A 7,675-nucleotide genomic window follows, 5' to 3' on the forward strand; every position below is an offset into this window, starting at 1 on the left:
AATATAAACGCCGGGCAAACCATGTTCGAAATAAGCAACATCGTCACCGCTGCTTGATTACCAAAATTACATCGCCAAACCTGCCGCGGCGGTTCAACCGCAACGTGGAGGATTTTTACCGCTTACGATGAACCGGACAGCCGCGCCTCTGCGCCCGATGATATCGAACTTCATCAACGGGCGAGGTCGTCGCGTCCAGCAGTGTTCGCGCAGTGATCTTGCACCTGCACGCTGACAAAATACTCCCATCTGATCGAGAATGTTGTTTCAATTCCTGCCGGGATGTCTTCGCTCAGTCTAAGCCTGTTCGCCGCGCCATCGAGCAGGTCGATCAGGATTTCGCACATCTCGCCAGGATGACGCGCAGGGATGGCCGCCGCAACCGCATCTTGCAGAGGTGCGAGCGCTTGTGCGGCCCATTGCTTCGCCAGGACGCGCAGGCGGGGCGACGTGGTCGCTTCCAGGTTCATCGCTGCGTACAATGCGGCATGATCCCGCGAAGCGCCGAAGCCGAAATAGGTCCGCGCCATGGCCCGTAAGATCTCGTAAGGCGATGAACCCGGCGCTCCCGATGCACTGAGGTCCGCAATAAATCGAGCGACATCGCGATCGACCACGGCCACGAACAGCGCCTCCTTGTCGGCGAAGCGGCGGTAGATCGAATGCTTGGAGCAACGCAGGCGCACGGCCAGTTCATCGAGCGAAGCGCTCGCATAGCCCCGCTCGCAAAACAGGATGCGCGCCGTATCCAGCAGTTCCTGTGTCCATGCCTGCGCTTGCGCCTTCGTCGGTCGGCCCATGCCTCGCCTGACTTCCCTTCACATCCCGGTCATTGACCCGGCATCGATAAAACGACACGATATAGTGCTGTTAATAACAGAGCGAGTCGCACTTGTCTTCCATTTCCTTGTCCCGCGTCAGCTGGGTCACGCCTGCGGGGCACCCGATCTTTCGTGAGATCGAGCTGAATTTCGGCCTTCGGCGCACAGGGCTGGTCGGACGCAACGGCGTGGGCAAAAGTACCCTGCTGCGGATCATGGCGGGCGACCTGACGCCTTCTTCCGGTGCATGTTCGACGACCGGGACCGTTCACCTGATGCATCAGGTCGTGCAGCCGGCGGCATCGGACCGGATCGCCGATCTCTTCGGCGTGCGTGCCGCCCTCGACGTGCTGGCGCGCGCAGCAGGTGGAGAGGCGACGCTGGACGATCTCGAAAAGGCCGACTGGACGATCGAGGAACGCATCGACGCCGCGCTCGCCCGTGTCGGACTGGATGCTTCGGCCGCGACGCTGCTGGCCGGGCTCTCGGGCGGGCAGCGCACGCGCGCGGCGCTGGCGGCGGCGATCTTTGCAGAGCCTGATTTCCTGTTGCTGGATGAGCCTACCAACAATCTCGACCGTGCGGGGCGAGACGCGGTGCTGCGCCTCGTCGATGGATGGTCCGCCGGGCTGGTCGTGGTGAGCCACGACCGCGAACTGCTGGAGCACATGGATGCCATCGTCGAACTGACGACGCTGGGCGCGACGCCGTATGGCGGCAACTGGAGCGCCTATCGCCAAAGCAAGGCGCTGGAATTGCAGGCGGCCGAACAGGATCTGCTCGATGCCCGCAAGCGACAGGCCGAAATCGCGCGTCGCAGCCGCATCGCCGACGAGCGCAAACAGCGCCGCGATGCCGCCGGAGCACGCAAGGCGGCGCGCGGCGACATGCCGAAGATCCTTGCAGGGGCACGGCGCAATGCCGCCGAGGCCAGCGGCGGCGGCGACCAGCGGCTGAAAGCGCGGCTGGGTGATGACGCCGCGCGGGACGTGGCGGCGGCGCAGGCGAAGATCGAAGTCCTCCAATCGCTGTCGATCGTGCTGCCGACGACGAAGGTTGACGGGACGAGGGCTCGGGTTTCGGCGGCATGGCCGCGCTGGCTATGTCGGCGCTGGCCGAAGACCGGTGGCGATGGCTTTGAACACGCCGGCGTCGGGGCATGCTGACGCGAAGGCGACACGGATACGCGAGGCGCTCTCGATGACGCGGGCAGCGACCTTGAGCAGCCTCAGGCGCAGAGTCGCGAACTCGGCAGCGGCCAGCGCAGTGGCCTTGGGGATGGCCTGCTGGATGCGCCACATCAGCCAGTAGGCGGCGGTATGCAGGATGAGGCGCATCTGGTTGGCATTGGCCGAGCGGCAAGAGGTGCGATCGCTGGCCAACTGGGTCTTGTGGCGCTTGATCAGGTTCTCGGCTTGGCCGCGCGCGCAGTAGAGCGTGTCGTAAATATGCTCGGCCGAGCCTTCTGTCAGCGAGGTGACGACATAGCGGATGTCCATGCCCAGCGTGCTGGCTTCGATCCGGGCGACGACGCGGCGTTGGCCCTTCCAGCTTTTGGCACCGTAGCGGGTCTCGGTATAATGGCGCAGGACCGGGCATTGGCGCTGAGCCCGCTTGACCGCGCAGGCATCGGCGACGGCGACAATGATCGGATCGGCCCGCAGCGCGGCGTTGGTCGGCAAGCCGAACACGTAATCGACCCCGGCCGCCTCGCAGAACGCCATGATCTCGGGCCGACCGTAGTGCCCGTCTCCGCGGATAGTGATGTGGGTATCGGGCCAGTGCTGGCGGATATGACGCACCAGGCGCCGGATGTGGCCGGCACCTTCGGCACCAGACGGCGTCTTGCCGGTGCGCAGCAGCATCGCGACCGGACGGCCGGTCGCAGTGTCGTAAACGTGGATCGGCAGAAAGCAGCGTTCGCCGTGATGGCCATTCCAAAACGAGAGCTGCTGATAGCCGTGCACGACATCGCAGGTGTCATCGATGTCCAGCGTCACCGCCGCCGGTGGGACCAGATAGCTGGCACAGTAGACGCCGATCATCGCGGCCATCATCCGGGCCAGTTCGCGCGTGGTCGGTGCATTCTCCCAGCGGCTCATCGTCGGTTGGCTCGCAAGCCCCGCGCCCGATCCCGGCAACTTGCCCAGTGCCAGGCGGAACCCCGGATCGTCGCGCAGGGCGTCGAGATCGTCAGCATCCTCGTAGCCACACGTGATCGCGAACACCCGGGCGCGCAGGATGTCATCAAGGCGATGGGTCACCCGCGTCGGGTCACGCGGATCAGCGATGCAAGCCGCAAGCCTCCGGCAAATTCCCATCGCTCGCTCGGCTTGCGCCAGCAGCAGAACGCCGCCGTCCGAGGTCAGCCGGCCACCGTCGAACGCGGCTGTGATCTTCTTCCCGCCAACCGCTGGAAACGAAAATCCCGGTGCGCTATCATCGCTCCCGGCGGGTGTGGTCCGTGGCATAAATTGCCTCGCTGCAGGACTGGTCTAGACACCCATTTTCCTACTGCAAAGCAATCGCTTACGCCACTCCCGCCAACCCTATCACCCGCCTACGTGAATAAAACAGGCTAGAGTGGCTTGGGCCGGGGCCGCCCTCCTGTAAATATCAGCGCTAATTGGTACGCGTTGCCAGAGGTAAATGTCACGCTCGTAATCCCGATGTGATCGATCCCGCGTACATTGCTGGGCATGCTGGCATTCTGCGTCATGGTCGCGCCAGGAAGGAGGTAATCAGTGGGTCCAGCGCCGGTGCGCATTCTTCGGGAACCCAGTGACCGCACCCGGGCAGCACGTGCGCCTCGACGTTGGTGGCGTAGCGTCGGATGTTTTCCGGCTGACTGGCGCCGAAGCCGCCATTGCCGCCCCCGCCAACGGCAAGAACCGGGATGGTCAGCTTGCTCGCTGCCAGTGCCTGATTTTGCACGATTGATCGAGGTAAAGCGCGGTAATATTCGAACGCGTGATGGAACGTCTGCGGCTTTGCATAGGAGCGAACGTAGCGATCGATCAGCTCATCGGTGAACACCGCTTGGTTGCTCGCATGATGGCGAATGAAGTGCGTCAAGAACAGCCGCTCATTGCCTTTCACCATCGCGTCCGCCAACTGATCGTCGGCTGCGAAAAAGCTATGATGCCAGCCCGGTGCCTCACCGGTCGCGACGAACGCGGGTAGCGAATAGAGCGTGTCGTCGGGTACAGTCGCTTCTATAAAAGCGGCCTTGACGATGTCGGCGGGGTGACGCGCGACCATCGGATAGCTGTTCCAGATGCCGATATCGTGCGCGACCAGATAGAAGGGTTTGTCCGGGCTGAAACGCTTGGCGAATTTGTACAGATAATCGGAAATGTCGACGCCGGTGTAGGAAGTGCGGGGCGCTTCCGACAGGCCAAGACCCGGCAGCTCGACCGCCACCACCGTAAAGCGCCCGGCAAGTTCCGGCATGAGGCGGTTCCACTCATACCATGTCTGCCCGAAACCGTGGACGAGGAGCACGAGCGGGCCTCGACCGCCGCGCACGAAATGCAGCTTCACGCCGTCAATGGTTTCGTAGCCGCCGCTGAACCCATTAGGAATCGGGTATTCCTCTTGCGCGGCGGGTAGAACCGCACGCGGCGCGGCTTGGATCGGCGCTGCTGTCATAGCGAGTGCAGCAAGCGCGAAGGAGATGCTGTAGGGCTTCATGTTTGATCCTCGTTTTCGAAGAAAAGGAGCGGGTCAGCGGCCTGACGGCGCGCGGTGACCGGGTGGAAAGGCGAAACGGCGTGCGGCCAGCGCGATGAGAAAGGCTATCAGGGCCAGCGCCGCGACAGCGGGCGGCAGCAGCGAGGTCCCTCCCGTCGTGAGCAGCACCCCGCCGAGCGCACCGCCGGCCGCGATCGCCAGGTTCCACGCAGTGGTCACCATCGCCTGTGCCAGATCGACGCCATCACCGGCCGCATCCGCCGACGCTGTCTGCATCATCGCCCCGGCACCGCCAAAGCCCAGGCCCCAGATGACGACCGCCGCATAGACGGCAATGCCCTGTTCGCCGGCAATCGTGAGGAGTACCGCGACCGCCGCGAACGATCCGATCGCAAGCAGTACCAGCACGCGAAGCATCCGATCCACCAGTCGCCCTACGGTCCAGATGCCAGCGAGCGAACTGAGGCCGAATGCAAGCAGCACGAGATCGACCCGAACGGCCGCAGCCGTCGTGAACGGCGCGATGTAGGTGTACAGGATGTTGTGCGCCGTCATCCAGGTTAGGATGACGAGCAGGATCGACACGACACCCGGCGTGGCGATGACCCGGCGTAGCGACGGACGATCGTCGCCCGTCCGACCGGGCGCATCGGGCACTTTTGCGATGATCCAGCCTATCAGCGCGACGCTGAGCGCGGAAAGGATTAGAAACGATCCGCGCCACCCAACCAGACCACCCAGGAAGGTCCCCAAGGGTACCCCCAGCGAGAGCGCCAGCGGCACGCCAACCATGGCAAGCGCCATGGCCGGTCCGGTCTGGTCCGGACGTACGATGCTGCGCGCGTAACCTGCGAGAATCCCCCAAGCGAGCCCCGCCGCGCACCCGGCGACGAACCGCGCGACCAGCACGAGGCTGATAGACCCCGCCCATGCCGTCAGCGTGTTGCCGACAACGAAGCAGATAATGGTGCCGAGCAGTACCGGCCGTCGGGGAAGGCCCTGGGTCAAGCTGGTAAGCGGAATCGCCGCGAGCAAGGACCCCAGAGCATAGACCGCAACAAGTTGTCCCGCGATTGCTTCAGAGATCAGCAGGCCAGAGGCAATTTGCGGTAGCAAGCCAGCGGGAAGCGTCTCGGTAACGATGCACAGGAAGCCACTGGCGGCGAGGCCTGACAGTGCGGCGGTAGGGAGTGCGGTACGCGGCACCGACCCGCTTTCGACGAGGCCAAGCGAGGGGGAAGGCGGCATGATTGTCCTTATTCGTCGGTTCGTGCCTGCCCCGGGCCGTGACGATCCGGGGCATGGCTATTTCACTTAATGGTCGCTATACAAATATGAGCTAGCGATGCAAACGGACTCTGTAATGAACGTTAATGAAAATAAGCGGCAGCGGGGACGACCGCGCGGATTCGTGCTCGACGCAGCGGTTGAGGTCGGGCAACATCTCTTTCACGAACACGGCTATGAGAACGTCAGCGTCGCCGCGCTGACCGAGGCGATCGGGATTACGCCGCCGAGCTTCTACGCGGCGTTCGGCAGCAAGGCCGCCTTCTTCAAGGATACGTTGCGGCTCTATTCGGCCACCGTCGTGCCGCTGGATCGCTTTCTGGTTCAAGGCATCGCGCCCACGACGGCGCTCTGCGATATGCTACGCGCTGCGGCGCGTGCTTATGCCGCCCATCCACAGCGGCGTGGTTGCCTCATCCTCGAACATGCCAAGGCCGGGACGACAGATTGGGGCATCGCGGCTGCACAGATCGCAAGGGAAAATCGCGAGCGAGTGCGAGTGTTTCTCGAAGGGTCTGACAGCGACGCACCTGAGCGTATCGCGGATTACGTTTCTACGACGATGCTCGGCCTGTCGGCCGCTGCGCGGGAGGGATGGAACGAAGCAAGACTCCTCGCTGTTGCGGAGACGGCAGCAGAGGCGCTGACTTATTGCGAGGCTCATGCAAGAGGGCCAGTTCCTTCCTGAGACGGCTTTCCCGATTGGATTTTTTTGAGAAAAGCGACGAGGAGCAATGTGCGTAAAACGGCCGTTTTCCGAACACACCGGCATACGGCCTGCCAAAGCCGGCCCCTGCCGCGGGTCAATGTTCATCAACCGGTTCGGAAACAATGTACAGTAAAGGCCCACGTACATCAGCTATCTGCACAGAGGTGCCCTATAGCTGCCCGTTGGCAATGCCCCCTCGCCAGTCGGCTTGATGCTCGTGCCATGTGACATCAAGAATGACAGCGTTCAAAACCAGTTACCAGACGCGCCCTATCGCAAGGATGGCTAGCCACGATCTTCCTGTTGGCCTCGTCGAATGCCCGGTTCCGTCCGAAGCCGCCGTTTGCGACTCGCTTCACGAACGGCTCGAGTTGGTCGCCAGACGCCTGAGGACCTTCCTCTCCTTTGCCCTGGCGAACGTTCTTCAGACGGCCAATCCGGCCATCGGAGAATGATCATGGAGATGCCTGATACTGAAGCCACCACCACCAAACGTCCCGTCTGGAATGCGGGAAGAACCGTTGGCGCGAAACGCGCGCTGAAACCGAAGCAAATTTGGGAGATTCGATTCTACCTCAATCAACGCCGCCGCTTACGAGATCGGGCGCTATTTGACCTGGCGATCGACAGCAAACTCCGGGGCTGCGACCTGGTACAGATGAAGATCGGCGACATCGTCAGCGGCGGGCAGATCCGAACGCGTGCGATCGTCATGCAGCAGAAAACAGGTCGACCCGTTCAGTTCGAACTGCTCCCCGACGCTCGGGCTAGCCTGCTGGCCTGGCTCGATCGCCGGGGCGGCACGGTCGACGACTATGTCTTTCCCAGTCGGATTGACCATAACGGGCATCTTAGCACCCGTCAGTACGCCCGGCTCGTCGATGAATGGGTGACAGGGGTCGGTCTGATGCGAAGCGACTATGGCACGCACTCACTTCGGCGAACGAAGGCATCGATCATCTACAGGGCAACCGGCAATCTTCGTGCCGTCCAGATCCTTCTCGGGCATAGCAAGATTGAGAATACGGTGCGCTATCTGTAAGCGTACGGCCTCGGGCGTGTTGCGGCATTTTGGCTCGGCGCTGATGGACCTCCGGTAAGGAGTCTCTTTCTGGACTCCAGAAGGAGGCTAAGTGAAGGATCGGGTGGAGATCATTGCGCGCAC

At 62.7% G+C, this 7,675-nt stretch carries 7 protein-coding genes; 3 read left to right on the plus strand and 4 right to left on the minus strand.

All coding sequences use genetic code 11. The features are described 5' to 3' along the window. Positions 1-173: 173 nt before the first annotated feature. Positions 174-800 (minus strand): TetR/AcrR family transcriptional regulator, encoded by a 627-nt coding sequence (locus V2S85_RS26545; protein ID WP_330705788.1) that lies wholly within the window; start codon positions 798-800, stop codon positions 174-176. A 92-nt stretch (positions 801-892) separates the two neighbouring features. On the opposite strand from V2S85_RS26545, the gene V2S85_RS26550 reads away from it, so the two are divergent. Then, a complete protein-coding gene (locus V2S85_RS26550) occupies positions 893-1,987 on the plus strand; it encodes an ATP-binding cassette domain-containing protein (protein ID WP_330705789.1) in 1,095 nt (364 codons plus the stop codon). Here V2S85_RS26550 and V2S85_RS26555 read toward each other — a convergent pair. The 3 genes from V2S85_RS26555 to V2S85_RS26565 all read right to left on the minus strand — a co-directional run bounded on the left by V2S85_RS26555 (position 1,922) and on the right by V2S85_RS26565 (position 5,762). After that, entirely contained in the window at positions 1,922-3,292 is a 1,371-nt protein-coding gene (locus V2S85_RS26555) for an IS1380 family transposase (protein ID WP_330705790.1), read from the minus strand. The two genes, V2S85_RS26550 and V2S85_RS26555, sit on opposite strands and share 66 nt — an antisense overlap. A gap of 244 nt (positions 3,293-3,536) precedes the next feature. Then, positions 3,537-4,514: an alpha/beta hydrolase gene (locus tag V2S85_RS26560; RefSeq protein ID WP_330705791.1), complete on the minus strand. Its 978-nt coding sequence runs from the start codon at positions 4,512-4,514 to the stop codon at positions 3,537-3,539. 33 nt (positions 4,515-4,547) lie between these two features. Next, positions 4,548-5,762 carry an MFS transporter gene (locus tag V2S85_RS26565; protein WP_330705792.1) on the minus strand — a complete coding sequence of 405 codons (1,215 nt, stop codon included), beginning with the start codon at positions 5,760-5,762 and terminating at the stop codon, positions 4,548-4,550. Between the two features lie 115 nt (positions 5,763-5,877). Here V2S85_RS26565 and V2S85_RS26570 point away from each other — a divergent pair, with 115 nt between their 5' ends. Together V2S85_RS26570 and V2S85_RS26575 are read left to right on the plus strand one after the other, a co-directional pair. Next, positions 5,878-6,489, plus strand: coding sequence for a TetR/AcrR family transcriptional regulator (locus V2S85_RS26570; protein WP_330705793.1), 612 nt, complete (start codon positions 5,878-5,880; stop codon positions 6,487-6,489). 478 nt (positions 6,490-6,967) lie between these two features. After that, positions 6,968-7,552: a tyrosine-type recombinase/integrase gene (locus V2S85_RS26575; protein WP_330705794.1), complete on the plus strand. Its 585-nt coding sequence runs from the start codon at positions 6,968-6,970 to the stop codon at positions 7,550-7,552. The last annotated feature ends 123 nt before the right edge of the window (positions 7,553-7,675 follow it).

Origin of the sequence: Novosphingobium resinovorum (assembly GCF_036352595.1) — a bacterium.
Taxonomy (GTDB): Bacteria; Pseudomonadota; Alphaproteobacteria; order Sphingomonadales; family Sphingomonadaceae; genus Novosphingobium; species Novosphingobium resinovorum_B.

What these genes read in the sequence shown, in the direction of transcription:
- V2S85_RS26575 (WP_330705794.1), top strand. Translation starts at nt 6,968, where the DNA reads ATGGAGATGCCTGATACTGAAGCCACCACCACCAAACGTCCCGTCTGG.
- V2S85_RS26570 (WP_330705793.1), top strand. Translation starts at nt 5,878, where the DNA reads ATGAACGTTAATGAAAATAAGCGGCAGCGGGGACGACCGCGCGGATTC.
- V2S85_RS26555 (WP_330705790.1), bottom strand. Translation starts at nt 3,292, where the DNA reads ATGCCACGGACCACACCCGCCGGGAGCGATGATAGCGCACCGGGATTT.
- V2S85_RS26565 (WP_330705792.1), bottom strand. Translation starts at nt 5,762, where the DNA reads ATGCCGCCTTCCCCCTCGCTTGGCCTCGTCGAAAGCGGGTCGGTGCCG.
- V2S85_RS26545 (WP_330705788.1), bottom strand. Translation starts at nt 800, where the DNA reads ATGGGCCGACCGACGAAGGCGCAAGCGCAGGCATGGACACAGGAACTG.
- V2S85_RS26560 (WP_330705791.1), bottom strand. Translation starts at nt 4,514, where the DNA reads ATGAAGCCCTACAGCATCTCCTTCGCGCTTGCTGCACTCGCTATGACA.